At 64.5% G+C, this 18,634-nt stretch carries 18 protein-coding genes; 7 read left to right on the top strand and 11 right to left on the bottom strand.

Translation table 11 applies throughout. The features are described from left to right. Positions 1 to 30: 30 nt before the first annotated feature. On the bottom strand, positions 31 to 1,197 hold the full coding sequence (aepY, locus tag J2Z30_RS40320) for a phosphonopyruvate decarboxylase (protein ID WP_044567261.1): 1,167 nt from the start codon (positions 1,195 to 1,197) through the stop codon (positions 31 to 33). Continuing rightward, a complete protein-coding gene (locus J2Z30_RS40315; protein WP_044567259.1) occupies positions 1,194 to 2,018 on the bottom strand; it encodes an isocitrate lyase/phosphoenolpyruvate mutase family protein in 825 nt (274 codons plus the stop codon). The genes aepY and J2Z30_RS40315 overlap by 4 nt, the downstream gene beginning before the upstream one ends. 542 nt (positions 2,019 to 2,560) lie before the next feature. On the opposite strand from J2Z30_RS40315, the gene J2Z30_RS40310 reads away from it, so the two are divergent. Then, positions 2,561 to 3,343, top strand: coding sequence for a hypothetical protein (locus tag J2Z30_RS40310; protein WP_044567257.1), 783 nt, complete (start codon positions 2,561 to 2,563; stop codon positions 3,341 to 3,343). A gap of 262 nt (positions 3,344 to 3,605) precedes the next feature. Next, on the top strand, positions 3,606 to 4,277 hold the full coding sequence (locus tag J2Z30_RS40305; protein ID WP_044567255.1) for an ArsR/SmtB family transcription factor: 672 nt from the start codon (positions 3,606 to 3,608) through the stop codon (positions 4,275 to 4,277). A 44-nt stretch (positions 4,278 to 4,321) separates the two neighbouring features. On the opposite strand, the gene J2Z30_RS40300 is transcribed toward J2Z30_RS40305, so the two are convergent. From J2Z30_RS40300 to J2Z30_RS40285, 4 genes are all read right to left on the bottom strand, one after another. Next, positions 4,322 to 4,975, bottom strand: a complete 654-nt coding sequence (locus J2Z30_RS40300; RefSeq protein ID WP_044580790.1) for an HAD family hydrolase — start codon at positions 4,973 to 4,975, stop codon at positions 4,322 to 4,324. 34 nt (positions 4,976 to 5,009) lie between these two features. Next, the gene (locus tag J2Z30_RS40295; protein WP_209469039.1) at positions 5,010 to 6,101 is read right to left on the bottom strand and encodes a ParB/RepB/Spo0J family partition protein; all 1,092 of its coding nucleotides are present in this window, start codon (positions 6,099 to 6,101) and stop codon (positions 5,010 to 5,012) included. A 486-nt stretch (positions 6,102 to 6,587) separates the two neighbouring features. Further along, positions 6,588 to 7,808 carry an MFS transporter gene (locus J2Z30_RS40290; protein WP_308280233.1) on the bottom strand — a complete coding sequence of 407 codons (1,221 nt, stop codon included), beginning with the start codon at positions 7,806 to 7,808 and terminating at the stop codon, positions 6,588 to 6,590. A gap of 74 nt (positions 7,809 to 7,882) precedes the next feature. Further along, positions 7,883 to 8,875: a diiron oxygenase gene (locus tag J2Z30_RS40285; RefSeq protein WP_044567250.1), complete on the bottom strand. Its 993-nt coding sequence runs from the start codon at positions 8,873 to 8,875 to the stop codon at positions 7,883 to 7,885. 364 nt (positions 8,876 to 9,239) lie between these two features. Here J2Z30_RS40285 and J2Z30_RS40280 point away from each other — a divergent pair, with 364 nt between their 5' ends. From J2Z30_RS40280 to J2Z30_RS40260, 5 genes are all read left to right on the top strand, one after another. Beyond that, positions 9,240 to 9,701, top strand: a complete 462-nt coding sequence (locus J2Z30_RS40280) for an NUDIX hydrolase (protein ID WP_078956434.1) — start codon at positions 9,240 to 9,242, stop codon at positions 9,699 to 9,701. Between the two features lie 19 nt (positions 9,702 to 9,720). Then, positions 9,721 to 10,521 (top strand): inositol monophosphatase family protein, encoded by an 801-nt coding sequence (locus tag J2Z30_RS40275; RefSeq protein WP_078956433.1) that lies wholly within the window; start codon positions 9,721 to 9,723, stop codon positions 10,519 to 10,521. A 64-nt stretch (positions 10,522 to 10,585) separates the two neighbouring features. Continuing rightward, entirely contained in the window at positions 10,586 to 11,659 is a 1,074-nt protein-coding gene (locus J2Z30_RS40270) for a DegT/DnrJ/EryC1/StrS family aminotransferase (RefSeq protein WP_308280234.1), read from the top strand. After that, positions 11,656 to 12,666, top strand: a complete 1,011-nt coding sequence (locus J2Z30_RS40265) for a Gfo/Idh/MocA family protein (RefSeq protein WP_078956432.1) — start codon at positions 11,656 to 11,658, stop codon at positions 12,664 to 12,666. The genes J2Z30_RS40270 and J2Z30_RS40265 overlap by 4 nt, the downstream gene beginning before the upstream one ends. 146 nt (positions 12,667 to 12,812) lie before the next feature. Further along, entirely contained in the window at positions 12,813 to 13,241 is a 429-nt protein-coding gene (locus J2Z30_RS40260) for a DOMON-like domain-containing protein (protein ID WP_052701155.1), read from the top strand. 143 nt (positions 13,242 to 13,384) lie between these two features. On the opposite strand, the gene J2Z30_RS40255 is transcribed toward J2Z30_RS40260, so the two are convergent. From J2Z30_RS40255 to J2Z30_RS40235, 5 genes are all read right to left on the bottom strand, one after another. Further along, positions 13,385 to 14,119, bottom strand: a complete 735-nt coding sequence (locus tag J2Z30_RS40255; RefSeq protein ID WP_044567246.1) for a YqjF family protein — start codon at positions 14,117 to 14,119, stop codon at positions 13,385 to 13,387. A 35-nt stretch (positions 14,120 to 14,154) separates the two neighbouring features. Further along, on the bottom strand, positions 14,155 to 15,330 hold the full coding sequence (locus J2Z30_RS40250; RefSeq protein ID WP_044567245.1) for a CaiB/BaiF CoA transferase family protein: 1,176 nt from the start codon (positions 15,328 to 15,330) through the stop codon (positions 14,155 to 14,157). Between the two features lie 77 nt (positions 15,331 to 15,407). Then, a complete protein-coding gene (locus tag J2Z30_RS40245; RefSeq protein ID WP_044567244.1) occupies positions 15,408 to 16,376 on the bottom strand; it encodes an acetylxylan esterase in 969 nt (322 codons plus the stop codon). A 155-nt stretch (positions 16,377 to 16,531) separates the two neighbouring features. Continuing rightward, the gene (locus J2Z30_RS40240; RefSeq protein WP_044567242.1) at positions 16,532 to 17,575 is read right to left on the bottom strand and encodes a LacI family DNA-binding transcriptional regulator; all 1,044 of its coding nucleotides are present in this window, start codon (positions 17,573 to 17,575) and stop codon (positions 16,532 to 16,534) included. A 218-nt stretch (positions 17,576 to 17,793) separates the two neighbouring features. Then, entirely contained in the window at positions 17,794 to 18,630 is an 837-nt protein-coding gene (locus J2Z30_RS40235) for an amino acid ABC transporter ATP-binding protein (RefSeq protein ID WP_044567241.1), read from the bottom strand. Positions 18,631 to 18,634: the final 4 nt, after the last annotated feature.

Below are 18,634 nucleotides of genomic sequence, written 5' to 3'. Positions count from 1 at the left end.
ATCCGCACGGGCAGTCGGCCGGTCTCCTGCCTATGGTGCCGAAGAGATCTGCACTCGTTCCGCCGCGGGGCGGCCCGCGGCGGCGTCGACGACAGACGGCCTCTCGGCCCGAAGTCGTGCCGCGAAGCCTTCGCGGATGTCGGTGGTGGTCATGGACGCGGTCGCACGGGAGAAGGCGGAGACACCCCCACTGACTATGCGTACAGCGATGAGGTGGGGGCCACTCCCCTTGAGTGCCACCGTGAGTGCGGTCGTGACCTGGTCGATGGAATGGCACTCGTGCGCCGACGCATACCCGACGGCGCGGGCCACTCCGGCGAAGTCGGTCGAGCGAGAACTTGTCATCTGCCCGCCCGTCGATTCATATGTCCCATTGTCGAAGATGAGATGGACGAGGTTGCCCGGCGCGGCGGCGCCCGTGGAGGACAGAGTGCCGAGATGCATGATGGCGGCACCGTCACCGTCGAGAACGATCACAGGACGCTGGGGCGACCGAAGGGCGACGCCCAGGCCGAACGCGGCGGCGTGACCCATCGAGCCCTGCATGTAGAAGTGCTCCTTGGAGCCGATGACACCGAATAGCTCACGTGAGGTGTAGCCGGTCGTCGAGACGACCGCGGCGCCTTCCAGGAGCGGTTCGATCGCGCGAAGCACCTCGACCCGGCTCAGGCCCGCCGCATCCGGATCGGCGGAACTCCGGTGCTTCTCGATGGCCCCCTTCTCGGTCAGGATGAACACGCTTCTTCGTGCGGCAAGGTGTTCTTCGGCCTGATCAAGCGTGGAGCCAAGCTCCATGGCATCGGCGGGGACAGTCACATGGGGAATCCCCAGCGAGTCCAGGAGTCTGTGCGTCGTGGCCCCCATGATGGCGTGCTGGGGCTCATCCTGTGATGGGTCGGGCCAGCCACGGAGGCTCATGAACACAAGGACGGGAATCCCGTATGTTTGGACGAGCGATGTCAGCGGATTGATGAGATTCCCGAGCCCGGAATTCTGTGCGATGACGGCGGAGCGCTGTCCGGCGACGCTCGCGCCGGCCGCCGCGGCCAGGGCGGCGCCCTCGTTGGCCGCCGACAGGTAGATCCCTTCACGGGTCAGCCGCTCGATCGGTCCGGAGAAGTGTGAACAGGGGACTCCTGCGATGAATCCGAAACCGCGCTCCTTCAGCGCCATGCAGAAGTTGTCGTTGGATATCACGCTTCGAGTGCCAGCCAATCATCGAGCTTCTGAAGGGCGAAGATGTCGGAGACAGGCGCGATAGCGTTCTCGACACCGAGCGACGTGCCGTCGTCGTAGATGGTGCGGAAGGCATCCCGGAGCGCCTGGATCGTGGCCCTCAGCCCTTGGTTGGCGTAGATCACCATGGATACCCCGTGCTTCTCCGCCTCATCCGCGGACCACTGGGGGTAAGTGGTTGGCACGATCACGACGGGGCTGCGGCCATCCCAGCTGTCGAGGAACTCGACGATCTCCCCTTGGTCCTTCTTCTTGGAGTGGACCAGCACCGCGTCCGCCCCGGCCTCGGCATAGGCGTAGCAGCGGTCCAGCGCCTCATCGACGCCCTTGTTGTTGATGAGGGCCTCGGTTCGGGCGATGACGTATAAATCTTCGTCTTGTTGAGCGGCCTTCGCAGTTGCGAGCTTGCGCGTGAAGGTGCCTACCGGAAGCAGTTCGTGGTCAGTGGCAGCGAAGCTGTTGACCTTGGGATAGACCTTGTCCTCGATGCAGACGGCGGTGATACCTGCTGCCTCGTACTCGCGGACCATGTGCGCCACGTTGAGGTTGTTGCCGAACCCGGTGTCCACGTCGGCGACAACCGGGATGTCGACCGCCTTCTGCATGTTCGCGGCGGCGGCAAGGTATTCGGTCATCGTGAGAACGCTGGCGTCCGGAAGGCACCGCGATGCGGAGACCTCAAGGCTTGACGCCCAGACGGCTTGGAACCCGGCCTGCTGGGCCAGTGCGGAACCGAGAGCGTCGTGCGCGCCGGCGGCGCGTATCAGGTTCCCGTTTGCCATGAGCTGACGAAACGTGACTCGCTGTGAAGGCAAGGTGTACTCCTCCCGATGGAGCTCTACCGACGAATACGCGCAGCTTCTGGAGAGTCCTTGAAAGAGCGCGATGGTACAGATCCAGAGCACCGATAGCTGACTGTGATCCGGACAAGAGGAATGACGGTGTCGACGGATCACCGAAGTAGACGCGGCACGCGATGCGAACCGCGCGCATCGCGTCATCGAACGTCGTTACCCCCGTTCATACGCAACCCACTGGGCCGTCTGTCGACGGAATCACTTGGACGACGTAAGCGAAATCACCCTAGCGCCTGAACGAACGGTGTCAAGAAGACTACGGCGATGTCCCGAACGGTCGATGAATCGTGCACGCGTCATCTCGTACTCGCAATGGACAAATGGTTACCTTGTGCCTGGGATCGCGCATTTCAACTGCTCACCAGGCTATTGACATGCCACGCTGAGCCGAAGCTGCGTACTCTCCACTCGCTCTCTGCCGAAGCTGTTGCTGATGTCCGTAGTTGTTCCTCTCGAAGGGATCGCTGATGGGGATGGACCTGAGCCGGATGGTGGATACACTGCGCGATCGGCAACTGGTTCCGGGCGCCTGTCAAGCGGCACTGCTGGTCGGGTCGGCTGCCCGCGGCTGGAATAACGAGAGAAGCGATTTCGATATCTACCTGATCAGCACTGAGTCATGGTCAGGGCCAGAGAGCATCGAGGTCTCGGTGCCGCTACGTCCCGCTGTGGTCGGGTGGCAGTCGTTCTATGCCGACAGCCGTAGCTGGGACCTCGCCTACTGGCTGGACGATCAGGTCGACCAGATGCTCGCCAAGGTCTCCTGGGCGAACTTCGACCAAGTTCGGGCCGCGAGCGGAGATACTCTCGCGCGGCGGGAAGAGGTATTTCTCGAACGACTGACGACATGTGTGCCGCTCATCGGAGAGGACTGGGTCGCACGTCGCCGAGCCGAGCTTGAGGCATCGGCCTTTCGGTCCATCATGGTGACGCGATCGCTCGGTGCGGCACACCGTGCCGTCGAGGACACCCTCGGGCAGCTGGAAGATGGGGACATCAACAGTGCCGTACTCTCGGCCCGGATCGCTCTTGGCCATACTGTCGATGCGCTGTTGGAAGAACGAGGACCGTACGTCAGCAATCCCAAGTGGCGGGCGCGCCGTTTTCAGGCGGCCAATCCTACGGCGCTTACGTTCGCCCAGTATTGGGATCTCGAGACGATGCGCAATTTCGATCCCGGTAACCCGGCGAAATGGATCAACGAGGTATTGACGCTGTGTCAGGACCTGGCGCTGAAGATAGAGTCCTGAGTTCGCTGTCCGGGTCCGCATGATTCGAATACGCCTCGACGAGCTGACACTCGGTCGAGTACGCATCGCGATCAGCCCGCTATGGGAGGCCATCTCCAGCCTCGCGTTGACCGTTCGGTACCGCAGCGAGATTCCGCACCCCTATACCAAATGGGCCGATTCGGCTCTGCGCCGGGTATCACCCGCGCTGTACCGAGAGTTGGCCACGACAATGCGATCGCAGTGGGGGAGGCCGTCGTGGTCCTCTCTCAGCCCTATACCGATGGAGCCCTCGCCCGCTATCGAGGACGAACTGATGGCTCTGCGAGTGGCCGGCCACGACAGGTTCGCGCAACTCATGAGCGACTACTGGAGTGCTGCGGTCGCGCCCTATTGGCCCGCCATGCGTGGTGTGCTGGAGGAAGAGATCCTGATACGCGGTCGCACTCTGGTGACTTGTGGGGCGGACATGATGCTGCGGGAGCTGGGGGGCCGGATCCGCTGGGAGCGTCCAGAGTTGAACGTGCCGCACCAGGCCGACCTGGACTGGTCGATGACAGACGGTCGTTTGATCATCGTCTCCGTGCTGTTCGCGCGCGGTACCCGGGTTTTCTCCACCCTTCACGACACGGTCGCATTCTCCTATCAGGCGCAGGGCGCCGCCGTGCTCAGTGGCCACGGCAGTGACATCGGTAAGCCGGTCGACGATCCGCGTCCGAGGGACAGTCTCACGATCTTGCTCGGGCGCGGCCGCGCGGCGGTCCTACGTGCGCTGCTGTCACCCACGACTACGACGGGACTGGCCAGTTCGATTGGCTTGGCACCGAGCACCGTGTCGCAACACCTCGCCGTCCTCTCCTCGGCGGGGCTCGTCCGACGCCACCGTGTAGGCCCTCGTGTGCTGTACGAATTGGAGGACTCCGGCGTCATCTTGCTCTCCGAGCTGGGTGGCTGATCCACCCGCGATCACGGATCGTGCCCGGTACCCGCCGTGGACCCTCAGGGTGCGATTTCCCGAGCCGGCGTCGACCAGTTGAGCTCGGTGAGATCGGAGATCACGAGATCGGCGTCCGCCAGGGCCGCCGCGGGATGGGTCGTGGTGACCGCGACGCAGCGCAAACCCGTGGCCCGTGCCGCTGCGATACCCGCGGGGGCGTCCTCGAAGGCGATGGCGTCGGCGGGCGCGACACCCAGCGCCGCGCACCCCGCGGTGAAACCTTCGGGGTCCGGCTTGCCCCGGCTCACGTCTTCGGCGGCGATGAGCGCCACGAACATCGTGGCGCCGCCCACCAGGTCGAGTAGTTCTCCAGCGTGGTCACGCGGCCCCGAAGTGACCACCGCCATGGGAACCCCTTCCGCGTGCAGGGACTTTACCAAGGCCGAGGCGCCCGGCACGGCGTATGGAGGCGGGCTGTCCGGCCCGGTCTGATAGCCGATGACCTCCGCGAACAGCTCGTCGACCGTTCCACCGGGGAACCGGTGCAGATGCTCGGCCAGCGTATCCCTGCCGCGCCGTCCCACGAAGGTCGCCAGCAGTTCATCGTCGACCGGCAGCCCATGTGCCAGGAACAGCCGGGTCCACGCCGACCGGCTGCGGTGCTCGGTGGCCACCAGGGTGCCGTCGAGGTCGAAGAGCGCCGCTTTTGGGACCATGATCGAGGTCACACCTTCCTGAGAGATGCCCGGGTCATGTGGAAGAAGCTTGCTCACGCCTCTCCAAGAGATCCGCGAACCTATGCCACACACGGCTGTTCTCTCTGGCCAGGCGCACCACGAGGGGAACGCAGTGCAGAGGCACGCTCTCGAGCAGGCGACAGCGCAGCTTCTCGTCGGCTGCCGGGGAGCTCAGCCAACGGATAAGGCTCCGTCCTCTCTCACTCAGGCGGAGGGAGGGGTCCTTTCTCAGGGCGCTGAGATCGCGCTGATAGTCGATCTGGCAGCTGGGATCCGCTCGTTGCTCCGTGTGGGGCTCGGGAGGGTTCTGCCCGAGCCCCGCGGCGGCTTCGTGCCGTTGTTTGGGGGCTACTGGGGACGAACCGGTTCGCACCCGCTTGTACACGTCGTAGGCAGTCGACAGCGAGATGCCCGCGGTTCTGGCGACCTCGCGGACCGATGCGTCCGGCTTTTCCAATAACAGTTTGCCGGCGATCAAGCGACCGGGGCCGTTGTCGAGCGGTCGGGTGCGGCCGTCGCGGCCCATCCTCGCGTTCGACTGTTCGCTTTGGACAGTCGAACGGCGGCGTATCGCACCAACAGTTGTCGGCGACAGACCGACCACTGAAGCAATCCTCCGGTCGGACCAGTGCGGGCTGCCGCACAGAATGCGAGCGGCCGCCGCGGTGCGATCGGCCGACGAAAGACGCAAGCCGTGGGCCGTGTTCTCCCGGACCGCGCGCAGGAAGGCGCTCTCGTCGTCGCCGTCGAAGTACACCACTTCCATGGCTTCGCTACCCCGGAGTTCGGCCGCGCGCAGCCGGTGCATGCCGTCGACAACTCGCATGCTCGTGCGATGGACGATGATGGGAGGAAACGGTTCGTCAGAAGTGGCCAGGGCATTGATGTGTTGTTTGTCAAGCCCTAGTAGCCGAGGCGAGTCGGCCGACTTGAGTTTGGCTATCGGCACGATCTGTACGGGACGCTTGCCCGTTGCGTCGTGACTGCTCGGCGACATGAATGCCTCCGTTCCCACTGCCCGGTTCGAGGCTTCTTGGGTCAATTTGAGCTCCCCCAACTCTGCGACCGCTCCTTCGAGACCAAAGGTGACGAACGTGGAACTCACAAGACGCTACTGATGAAGTCTTGGCGAAGATATGCCCCCGGCCTGGGCTTCGATCATTTTCAGCCGACACGGAGTGACGTCCGAGCAAAGACGCGTGGGTCGACCGGCTCACCCGCCGAGCGCCGAGACGGCGCCTGACCCCAATGCCCGGATACCGTGCTTGGGAGAGGGGGTTGAACTGCGACAACACCAGATTGGCCCGCCACGGAAGCCGATTCGGCCCGGAGATCTCCGCACGTGGACGCACTCGTGTCACAGTGCAAGGAACGGATAATGGTGAAGTGAGGCCATTTTGACGGGAACCCGATGGAACTGACCATGATGACAGTCGAAATATACTTGATCAACTCAGGGGTCCATGGTCGGCAAATCGACTCGATCGTCACCCGTCCAGAAAGGTGCGGATCCACCCAAACAGGCCACCCTTTGGTCTGGTCGGCCGGCGGATCACGGTCCAGGCTGGTCATGGGAGCGCTGTCGAACAACTCAGGTGGCCCTTCGCAGATTGCGAATCGATGGGACAGCGAGCAGCAACCCGACGGTGGCCAAGAGCATGGCCAGAGAGAAGAACAGCACCGGCACGGCCCCGACCCCAAGGGCGACCGGTCCGACGGCCATCTGTCCCACGGGTTTCATGATGAGTGATCCTGCGACGTCGTAGGCGTGCACCCGGCCGAGTACATCGGGGGGAATCTTGGTCTGCACGCTCGTCTGAAACATGATCAACCACAATGCGGAACCCGCTCCGTGCAGGATGTAACCAGCCGCGATCACTGGAGGAGGCTGATGGAGAGCCATCGCGAGGAGGCTGAAGGCGGTGCCGACCAGGGCGATGGCGCCTCCCCGTAGCGGGTACGGAGGCTTGAGCCGCACGGCGACGAGCCCGCCCAGAACACTCCCCAGGCCGAACATCGACATGATGAAACCGAGAGTGCCTTCTCCGTGCTCGATGGTTATGAGGCTCTGCCCGAGGGTGATGAAAGGGCCGTTCACGGTCGTCTGGTAGAACATCCAGATCACGATGACTCCCCAGAGCCAGCCGCGTGTACTGAACTCCTGCCACCCTTGGACGAGGTCGCGGCGGAGAGACGTTCGCCGAGTCGAACGGGTAATCCTCAGCCGCAACGCGAGCAGGCAGACGCCGCTGACTCCGAACGTCGCGGCGTTGAGCGCCAGGACGACCGACACGGACGAGAAGGCGAGGAGCAGCCCGGCGACGGCCGGCCCCGCCACTGTCATGAGCGCCTCCGTGACACGAATCACCGCGTTGGCCTTCTGAACATCGTCGGCGATCCGCGGAATGACGCTCGCATAACCGGGTTGAAAGGCGGCAGTGCCGATGCTGCCCAGCGCGAGTAACGTGAGGATCAGCCAGAGATCAGGCGTACCGGCGGCGAAGGAGATCGCGAGGACTCCGTAGAGGACCAGTCGGGCCATGTCCGCGACGACCATGACGCGCACCGGCGTGAACCGGTCTACGAGGACGCCCCCGAAGACGACAAGAAGGGCTAACGGCGCGGTGTAGGCAGCGAGCGCGTATCCCACGCCGGTGACGCCGTACCCGACCTGCAGCATGGCGACCGTGATCGTGGTCGGAACCAGCATCTGGTCGCCGAGGATGGACACAGTCCGGGCCGCGAAGAAGAACACAAAATCTCGAGACCAGAGCCGCTTGGACGGCTGAATGGTTTCGGGGGAGTGAAGCACCACTGAACTTCTTCCGTCCTGACCAGTCGCCGGCGCCGTGCGGGGTGCTCGCGATGCGCTGCGGGCGCAGGCCCCTACTTGCCCTGCCGCGGCGCCGTATTTGTGAAGTCGTAGTCGACGCGGTCCTCAATCTCCAACTCACGGATCAGACGCTCCACCGTGGAGAAGTCCGTGAGCATCATGTCCGTGTCCGGCTGTCGGTGCGTATCGGCGAGGATCTCGGTGGCACCGGGGATCTCGGCGAACTGAAGAATGTCGGACCAGATACCGTAGTCCTGCGCTCCGAGGGCGATGATCGCGTCAGGAAGCGTACGAATGAAAAGTTCGCGCTGTTCTTTGTTGAGGTGGACAAAGACATCTTTCATCACGTCAGCCACAATCGGCCCGTGCGCCGCTTCATCCCTTGCGTGCAAACGTGCAACCAGCGAATGCATGGGCTGAATCGTCTTGTCGCGTGCGAGCAGTTCAAGGAAATTGTTTATATGGAGCTCGCCAACGACTGTCCACACCAGGAACAGGATGTCTCGCTCCCATTTCTCACTCCGCTCCGCGGTCAGCTTGAACAGACGCCGGTTCGTCACGGGGTGGGAGTAGTCCGGCTCTTTGGTGAGTTTGCGAGCCTCTTTGGTGCGTTGCATGGCCGTCATGTGCATATAGGTGTGCCACACTTCATCGATATGTGATTGCTGCAACGCCTCTTTGACCTCGTACCGGTCGACCCCTGGGAACACCCCACGTGTCAGCATCTCAAATGTCGGGTTGGCGACATATTCTTCGGCTGCTATGACGCGGGCGTTGTACGCCTGCCACGCCAGTGTATTCACGAGCCGACGCGACCCTTCAGAGGCTTCCAGGAAGCGTGGATGTTCGACGAAGGGGATGAGATGTACAGGATAGTCTGTTTGACCTGAATCGGGGAGTCCAGATTCCATGAAAGAGGCCATGTCCGTACGGATGGTGGCTCGTCGAGGCCATGCGGCAACGAGTCGCTTGAGGGTGCTTGGCCCGACATGGGGCTCGGAACCGGGATTGTCGAAACCGGCTTCCTGGTGCTGCGTGTCATTCACGAGGGAGACTCCTCATCTTGAAGGACAGAAATGACCACGCGCCGCGACACATCGTATGTGTCCGCTTCCCCGCGCAGCTGTGTCGCCAGATGGGTTCAAGGTCCCCGAGGGGCCGAGCCCGCTTCGTTGGGTAAGTCTCGGTTAGCATTCTCCATACTTACGGTAGGCGGCGAATTGTCAAGGCGCCGGCCCAAAGATCTTCCGGCCCGCGGCCAAAACGGGAGATTCGGTCAGGAACGAATCGTTGTGCGCCGGCGGGCAGGTGTCGTTACTCTTGTTGTCTGCCGCCAAGGTATCGCGGATAAGAGAGATCGCTGATGCCGTCCACTCGGCACTCGGTAAGGGACTGGTAGAAGGATCTTCGATGAGTTATATCTCGGAATTGCGCGCGGTAGTGGGTACGCGTCCACTCATCCTGCCCGGAGCTGCTGCGATCGTCCTGAACTCCGACGGCCACGTCCTGCTGCTGCAGCGAGCCGACACCGGAGGGTGGGGATTGCCTGGAGGCTTCATGGAGCCAGGGGAGTCACTTGAGGAGACCGTGCGCCGGGAGGTCATGGAAGAGGTCGGCCTGGAGCTTGATGGGCTAACGCTGATGAGCGTCTTTTCCGGAGCTGACCAGTACTTCCGATATCCGAATGGTGATCAGGTCTTCAATGTGACGACCGTCTACACAGCAAAGGCACGCGGCTGGAATTTTCACCTGGATCCGGAAGAGGCAACTACGGCACAACTCTTTCCCGTCGATGATCTCCCGAATGATCTGATTGCTCCAGAAGTGCCGATCCTGGAGCATTACGTGAGAATTGTAAAAAATCTCCTGTGATCGTCTGGAGCGTGCCCGGATGACATACCTGAACTTCCTGGAATCTTTGGTCGAAGATGCGGGAAAGCTCGCCATGACTTTTCCACAGAACATGCCATCGCGCATTAAGGGTGCGGATAGGAATCAAGTAGTGACGTCGGCCGATTTGGCTATTGGTAGCCAGATAAGGCGGCGGATACGCGAAAGGTTCCCCGACGACAGCGTTATTGACGAGGAGTCTGGTGCGGTACGTGGTGCGTCACCCATCACTTGGATCATCGATCCTATCGACGGAACCTCCAACTTCGCTGCGGGGAGCCCTCTGTTCGGTGTCATGGTGGGGGTCCTCAAGCATGACAAACCAGTTGCCGGCGGGGTGGCCCTGCCAGCCTTTTCCGAGACATATGTCGCCGAGGCCGGGGAGGGTGCTTACTGCAATGAAACCAGGCTGAGAATCAAGGCACGTGGAGATTTAGCGCAGCAATTGATTGCCTACGGTATGGATATCCATCCATCCGAGATCTCCCTTGACTGCAGGATGCTGGCCGGTATCGCATCCTGCTGCAGGGGTATCCGCATGAGTAATAGCATTTTTGATTGCATGATGGTTGCCAAGGGTGCGTACGGTGGGTTTATGCATCGCCGTAACCAGATTTGGGACTGTGTTGCCGCGCAGATAATAATTGAAGAGGCCGGGGGGATGTTCACCGATATGAATGGCCGCCCGCTCGACTATAGTTATCCGCTGACGAAGACTGCGGATGTGTTCTCAATCCTGGCCTGCGGGCCTGATTTCCACAGGACTATTACCGACATAACGCGAGATCAACCCCCGCAATGAGATCAACTCAGGTATTTTCCGTTCACCTCAGGGAGTTCCATTGATACCGTTGGTTTCTGTTGATGTGCGGGACGCGGAACCTCTCGTTCTGCAGGTCTTACGGTCCGGGCAAATGGCCCAGGGGCCCATGGTGGAGCGGCTGGAGCAGGCGATTGCGGGGATAACTGGCGTCGAGCACGCAATAGCGGTCAGCAGCGGAACAGCAGCGCTGTCACTGAGCTTGCAAGCTTTGGACTTGAAGCCGGGAGACGAGGTCATCACGTCTCCGTTTACGTTTGTCGCTACCCTTAACGCCATCCTGGCCAGTGGGGCAACGGCTGTATTCTCGGATATCCGGCCTGATGACTTCAACATTGATCCGGCCTTGCTTGCAGATCAGCTGACCGAACGGACAAAGGTGCTGTTGCCCGTGAGTCTGTACGGTCAGATGGCAGATATGGCGGCAATCGACGAACTGGCGACGAAGCATGGACTCGCCATAGTGGAGGATTCAGCCCAGGCCATCGGGGCGACCCGCCATGGCCGGTCGGCGGGAACCTTTGGCATCGGTTGTTTCTCTCTCTATGCCACCAAGAATGTAACCGCCGGAGAGGGCGGGGTCATCACGACGGATCGCAGTGAAATTGCTGAACGTGTGCGCTTGCTTCGGAACCAGGGAATGCGTAGCCGATATGACTACTCGTGCATCGGTGGAAACTATCGGCTATCAGACATTCATGCGGCGGTGGGTCTTTCGCAAATAGGCCATCTCCAGGCGTTCTGTGAACGGAGGAGGTACAACGCGGAGCGGCTCTCCAATGGCCTGCAAGGTATAGCAGGACTCGTGCTTCCACAGGTCATGGACGGATGTAGCCATGTATGGCATCAGTACACCGTCCGCGTTACTGAAGATGCCTCGTGCACCCGGGAGGAGTTGTCGTCGAAATTGGCACGTCGAGGCATAGCGACGAGCATCCACTACCCCCGGCTGGTGTTCGACTACGAATGCTATCGAGAGCATCCCCAGGTCATGGCGTCTGAGGTTCCTGTCGCATCGAGGATCACCTCGGAGGTCCTCGCCCTGCCTGTGCATCCTCAGCTCACGGATGCGGACCTGGATCGCGTCATTGATGAGACCCGATCGGCCCTTCTCGCATGACCGGCTCAAGTCTGCCGCGTCTACTTCTGGTCGGCGCTGGGGCAATGGGAAGTCACCATGGAAGGGTCATCGCTGAAAGCCAACGGTGTGAGTTGGCTGCTGTGGTAGATCCTGCCGAGTGTCGTGGGAGCAGCCTGGCAAGGCGTTTCGGTGTGGATTGGATGCCGGAAGTCGATAGCCTGTCAAATGTGGACGCTGTCGTTGTCGCTTCCTCGACGGATCAGCATCGGGAAATTGCCTTGAATGCGCTGGAGGCGAACATCCCGCTCTTCGTGGAGAAGCCGTTGTGTGCGAGTCTGGGAGAAAGCAGGGAGGTTGTTGAAACGGCGTTGCGCCGAGGAGTCCCATTGATGTGCGGGTTCGTTGAGAGATTCAACCCCGCGGTCGTCGAGGCTCTATCGCGGGCGGATGCTCCGAGTGCCGTTTATGCGCAGCGGCTCTCAGCTTACTCTCCCCGGATGAATGCGGGCGTGACATGGGATGTCCTGGTCCATGACCTCGACATCACCCTTCGCATCTTCGATGGCGAAACCCCGAAAATTGTAAGCGCTGCCATCGGCCGCAGCGGTGACGAGGGCAGGATCGGGGAGGACAGTGTGGCGGCCGTATTGGAGTTTCCGGGTGCTCGTACCGCGGGTTTGTCGGCAAGCAGGATGTCGCCCCGGCGGGTACGGCAGCTGGCGATATGTGAAAAAGACAGAAACATAGTGGCAGATCTTTTGAATCCGTCCGTTGCCGTGTATGGAAGGTCGTATCATGGCGCCTTCCCTTCAGCGGATGACCTCGGTGACGGTCGTGAAATCTCAGAACGGATAGAGTGCTCCGACTACCCCGAGCCCCTGGCGGCTCAATGCGACAGGTTCGTGGATCTCATAGAAGGGAAGTGCGACGCTCACGCGGAGACGCGTTCCATACTGCCGAGTCATGAGGCCGTCGCAGCGATACTTGATTGTGCGGAAGAGTCAGCAGATACGTCGTTCCGCAACAGCGAGCCTCTGTCACTGTGAAACGGTCACAGATCAGGAATGAACGCGATGCCAGGTCGCCTCGATTTCCCTGCAGCGTCTCACTGAGGCCCTTCGCCCCCTCTCGGGAGAGTCCCGTACACGCACTCGACGCGCATCTTCAGGAGCCGATCCGGGGAACGTATGTCGTGCGCTATGTGCTGGACGCAGATCTCACCCGCCTCCGTATCCCGGACCCCCGCCCGTCATGTCATGTGGACGGGCTGTGGAAACACACCTGCTTCGAGATGTTCGTGCGCAAGTCGTCGGACACCACGGCCTACTGCGAGCTGAATGCCTCACCCTCCACGGAGTGGGCCCTCTATACCTTTGACGGCTATCACGAGAACATGACGCCGGCTGATCCGGCGCACCTCCCTCAGATCCGCGTCACGCGCGAGCCGAATCGGCTCGAGGTCGAGATACGGGCGGACCTGCGCGGCCTGCCGCAGGTGGGTGAGATGGCACTGGCTGCTGTGATCGAGGACGACAACGGTACGCTCAGCTATTGGGCGCTGAAGCATGCCGCATCGAAACCCGATTTCCATCACCCCGGTAGTTTCGTTCTCAAGCCATGAGTGCCGTGGTGTGCTGACTCTCATTGGCGCGGTCGTGGCGCCGCGTTGGCATTTCTGGGTCCAGGCCCGTGTCCACGGTTCGGCATCGGCCTATGACGGGCTTCCGTGCGATGACTCGTCCACTGTCGTGTCACTTCCCGGGCTCATGCGCGTTGCGGGGCCCCGAAGCGCACGGCGACCCCGGGGGAGTACAGCACGCTCACCGGCGGGCCCGTCATGGGCGGCAGGCCCGCGGTGGTGATCAGGCCGTCGTCGAGATCGAGCAGCTCGGCCCGGTGCAGCGGCCACGGTGCGTGGTCGTTCGGCAGGTGCACCGTACGGCCGTGCCATGCCACATGCAGCCCCCACCGGGCGGTCAGGAACCGTTCCAGCCGTGTGGGTTCCGTGACCGCTTCGCCTATCCTCACCACGGCCCGGCTCGCGCGATCCCGGGCCGCCGGGCGCAGTCGCAGGCCGCAGCTGTAGGTGATCACGTCCCTCTCACGGCGCAGCCGCATCGTCGACCACCGATAGGGCAGCCGGACGGTGAGCCGGCCCACCAGTACGGGGAGCAGCCGGGCCGCGTCGAGGGACCGGAACACCACACCGCGCCGGCCCTGCCCGTCCACCGAGTACAGCCGCACGTTCGTCTCGCAGAACGTGCCCAGATACGGCAGGCCGGGCCCCGGCCCGAAGCCCACACCGCGCATCAGGAACGGGACCAGCCCGACATAGGTGACACCGTCGAGGGTGTCGGGGCGCGTACCGGCGGGCAGCAGCGGGGCCACGCGCTCCGGCTCCACCGGCCAGTGCAGGAAGGTGAGTTCATCCCAGCGCTGGACCAGTGTCGGCCGTCGCACGGGCCGTGGCGTGGACAGGGTGATCGGCTCGATCTCCATGACCAGCGTCCTAGCACAGGAGGTCGAGCCGCCCGTCAGGCGGGTCCCGGATTCCCGGGGCGGGGGACCGGCTCGGAGAACTCGGCGCGCACCGCCTCCGTGTGCTCACCCAGCTCCGGCACCGGCCGCATCGGGGCCCTGCGGCCCGCCACCTCCACCGGCGGCAGCAGACCGCGCAGCGGTCCCACCGGGGAGCCGAACTCGCCCCAGCGGTCGCGGGCGTCGAACTGGGGGTGGGCGGCGAACTCCGCGAGGTCGCGCAGCCGGGCATTGGCGATACCGGCCCCGTCCAGCAGCGCGATCAGCCCCTCGGCGGTGTGGTCCGCGAAGCACGCCTCCAGCTCGGCCGTCAGCTCCTCGTCATGGGTGCGGCGCAGCGGATTGTCCGCGAATCGCGGATCGCGGATCAGCTCCGGGCGGCGGAGCACCCGCTCGCACAGGGCCACCCATTCACGGTCGCTCTGCACACTCAGGAACACCTGACCGCCGTCCCCGCAGCGGTAGGCGCCGTACGGGGAGATGGACGGATGGCGGGCGCCGCTGCGGACGACTCCGGCGCCGCCGTACGCCTGGGCGAAATAGGGGTGCCCCATCCACTCGCCCAGCGCGTCGAGCAGGCTCACGCTCAGATCGGTCCCCGCGCCGGTGCGCTCCCGCTCGTACAGCGCGGTGAGAATGCCGGTGTAGGCGTACATCCCGCCCGCGATATCGGCGATCGAGATCCCGGGGCGGGCCGGGGCCTCCGGGCTGCCGGTGATCGACAGCAGCCCCGCCTCGCACTGGATCAGCAGGTCGTACGCCTTCTTCTCGCGGTACGGGCCGCTGTCCCCGTATCCCGAGATCGCGCAGGTGATCAGGCGAGGATGGGCGGCCCGCAGCGTCGCCGCCCCCAGGCCCAGCCGGTCCACGGCGCCGGGCGCCAGATTGTGCACGAAGACATCGGCACGGGCGAGCATCGCATCGAGCAGCGCCCGGTCGGTGGCGTCCTTGACATCGAGGACGACGCTCTCCTTGCCGCGGTTGACCCAGACGAAATAGGCCGACGCGCCCATGACCTCGCGGTCGTACTCGCGGGCGAAGTCCCCGCGCCCCGGCCGCTCCACCTTGATGACCCTGGCCCCCAGATCGGCGAGCTGACGGGTGGCGAACGGGGCGGCGACGGCCTGCTCCAGGGCGACGACGGTGATGCCTTCCAGCGGCTGCGCGGGCACGGGCGGCTCCTTCGATGCGGGTAGCCCCTGTCTACCCGGTGCCGGGCGGCGATCGAACGCCGCCCGGCACGTCCGGCTCAGCCCAGCAGCCTCCGCAGATAGGCGATCTGCTCGGCCTGCTGATGGGTGCCCCCGCCCTCATGGCCGTTGAAGGACCACACCTTGAGGTCCTTCCTCCCGGCGTAGTGGTGATAGGCGGCGAAGCCGCAGGAGGTCGGGGTGGTCTCATCGCGCAGGGCGGTCGAGAAGAGCGCCGGTGTGTTGGCGCGGACCGCGAAGTTGAGCCCGTCGAAGTGGTCGAGTGTGGCGAACACCCGCTCGGCCAGCTCGCGCTGTGTGGCACAGAACCGGGACAGTTCACCATAGGGTTCCGCGTCGGTGATCTCGACCGCGCGCCGGATGTGGGTCATGAACGGCACATCCACCAGGGCCGCCGTCAGGTCCGGCACCAGCCCGGCCGCCGCCAGGGCCAGCGCACCGCCCTGACTGCCCCCGCTGACCACGATCCGCGCGGGGTCCACCAGCGGATGCTCACGGGCGGCCTCCACCGCCCGCACCGCGTCCGTGTACAGCCGGCGGTAGTAGTAGTCGTCCGGGGAGAGGATGCCGTGGGTCATCTTGCCCGGTGTCTCGGGCCCGGTGCCGCCGACCGGATCGGGGGTGACGCCGGGGGAGTGCTGGACCCATCCCTGGCCCCGGCTGTCCATCACGAAGACCGCGTAGCCCACCGAAGGCCACAGCAGCCAGTTGTGCGGCAGCCCCCGGCCGCCGCTGTAGCCGAGGTACTGCACCACGCACGGCAGCGGGCCCGCCACGTCCCGCGGGGCCAGCAGCCAGCCGCGTATCCGGTGCCCGCCGAAGCCGGAGAACTCCACGTCGTAGGTGTGCACTCGGGTCAGTCCGGTGTCCTCCTCGGTGAACACCGCGTTCAGCTCGCGGGTGCGGGCCTCGGCGAGGGTCCGCTTCCAGAAGGCGTCGAAGCCGTCCGGCTCGGGCAGCGGGGGCTGGTAGGTGCGCAGCTGCTCCAGGGGCAGGTCGATGAACACGGTGGGCGGACCTCCGTAGCGATCGGTGCGGTGAAGGGGTTACGGGTGAGGAGTGGGCTTAGGAGCCGGGTCAGGGGCGATGGAGGGTCAGGGGTGCTGGAGGGGACGGGGGATACGGGCTCGTCCGGTCATCCGTGCAGTGTTCGACCCCTCGGTCATAAGGGAGCGCGGAGTGGCGGAGCGGTACTTGACCGGACCATGAGCCGGGTGGACAGTTCGGTCCGGATGGCCTCCGGCACCTCGCCGGTCATCAGCCGCAGCAGCGTGCGCAGCGCCGCACCCGCCATCTCCGACAGCGGCTGACGGACCGTCGTCAGCGCGGGCGTGATCCAGCGGGCCTGCGGCAGATCGTCGAAGCCCACCACGCTGATGTCCCGCGGCACCCTCAGCCCCCGTCTCCTGACCGCCTGATACACACCCGGCACCATCTGATCGGAACACACGAAGACGGCCGTGGGCGGCTCGGGCAGATCCAGCAGCTCACCCATCCGGTGGCGCGCCCCGGCCTCGCTGATCTCGCCGTAGCGCACATACGCGGACGGCACCGGCAACCCGGCCGCCGCCATCGCCGAACGGTACCCGGCGACCCGGCCGCCGTCGCGCACTGCCCGCCCCAGACCGCCGATCACCGCGATCCGGCGGTGCCCCAGCCCGATGAGGTGCTCGGTCGCGGCCATTCCGCCCTGCCAGTTGGCGGCAGCCACGGACGGCACCCCGGGCGGCGGGTCGTTCGCGGGGTCGATCAGCACAAACGGGATCCGCCGCTCGCCGAGCCAGGAGTGCTGGGCGGGGGCGAGCTCCACGAGATGGAACAGCACACCCGAGCTGCCCCGGGCGTACAGCTTCTCCGGCCAGCCGTACTCGAGCCGGCCGCCCCGGCTTCGGGTGGCCGCGGCCGAGACCACCACCTCGAGTCCCGCCTCGTGCGCGGCCTCCGCCGCGCCGTGCAGCACCGCCCCCGACCAGGCGCTGTCGAGTGAGTGCACCACCAGGTCGACGATCGCGGTCGGCTTGGGCGCCTCACAGCGCGGTCTGCGGATGTACCCCAGGCGGTCCAGGACCTCGGTGACCCGGCGGCGGGTCTCGGGGGCCACGTCCTCCCGGCCGTTGACCACCTTCGACGCGGTCGGTACCGACACACCCGCCTCACGGGCGACGACCGCCAGTGTGGGGCCCGTCGATCCCGAGGAACGAGCCATTGAGACTCCCTTCCCTAACCGCCCACGTGGAACCCCTGACCGGGCAGCAATCGGTTACCAACCCTAAGGCCGCCTCAAGGCGCCGGGAAGACCCCGGTCGTCGAGGTGGAAGGCCCGCGACTCCTTGTCGCCGCCGCCCGCCAAAAGGTTGCCCGCTCTTCGTGTGGTCTCGGGGGCCGTCGGCGCATCGACCACGCGGGCCCCCGCCCGCACGGAGCTCAGCGGTCGATCCGCGCTCCGTGCGGGCCCGTGTCCGGCACCTCCCCGACCCGCGCCGCGGCCGGGTTCAGCACCCGGGTGAGAAAGGCCCGGGTGCGGGGGTGGACCGGATCGGACACGACCTGCTCCGGTCCGCCCTCCTCCACGATCACCCCGTCGTCCATGAACACGACCCGGTCGGCGACCTCCCGCGCGAAGCTCATCTCATGGGTGACGACCAGCATCGTCATGCCCTCGTCGGCCAGGGCGCGCATCACCGCGAGCACATCGCCGACCAGCTCCGGATCGAGTGCCGAGGTCGGCTCGTCGAACAGCATCAGCTCCGGGTCCATCGACAGCGCACGGGCGATGGCCACCCGCTGCTGCTGTCCGCCCGACAGCTGCGCCGGATAGGCCGACTCCTTGTCGCTCAGGCCGACCCGCCGCAGGGTCTCCCGACCGATCCGCACCGCCTCCGCCTTGTCGCGGCGCAGCACCCGCCGCTGGGCGATGGTGAGGTTCTCCAGGGCCGTCAGATGCGGAAAGAGGTTGAACGCCTGGAAAACCATGCCGATCCGCCGTCGCATCCGGTCGATGTCCACATCCGGGTCGGTGACCTCGGTCCCCGCCACGGTGACCGAGCCCGAGGTCGGCTCCTCCAGGAGGTTCACACAGCGCAGCAGCGTCGACTTGCCGGATCCCGAGGGGCCGATGACACAGACCACCTCGCCCCGCCGGACGGTGAGATCGATGCCCTTGAGCACTTCCAGCTCACCGAAGGACTTGTGCAGACCAGCCACCCGGATGGCGATGCCGTCCGCCTCGCCGGTCCCCTTCGCCTCCGTCGTCTCCTTCATCCCG

The organism is Streptomyces iranensis (assembly GCF_017874715.1).
In the GTDB taxonomy this organism is placed as follows: Bacteria; Actinomycetota; Actinomycetes; order Streptomycetales; family Streptomycetaceae; genus Streptomyces; species Streptomyces iranensis.
The sequence above is the reverse complement of the archived record's forward strand: the minus strand, read 5'-3'. Positions and strand labels throughout refer to the sequence as shown.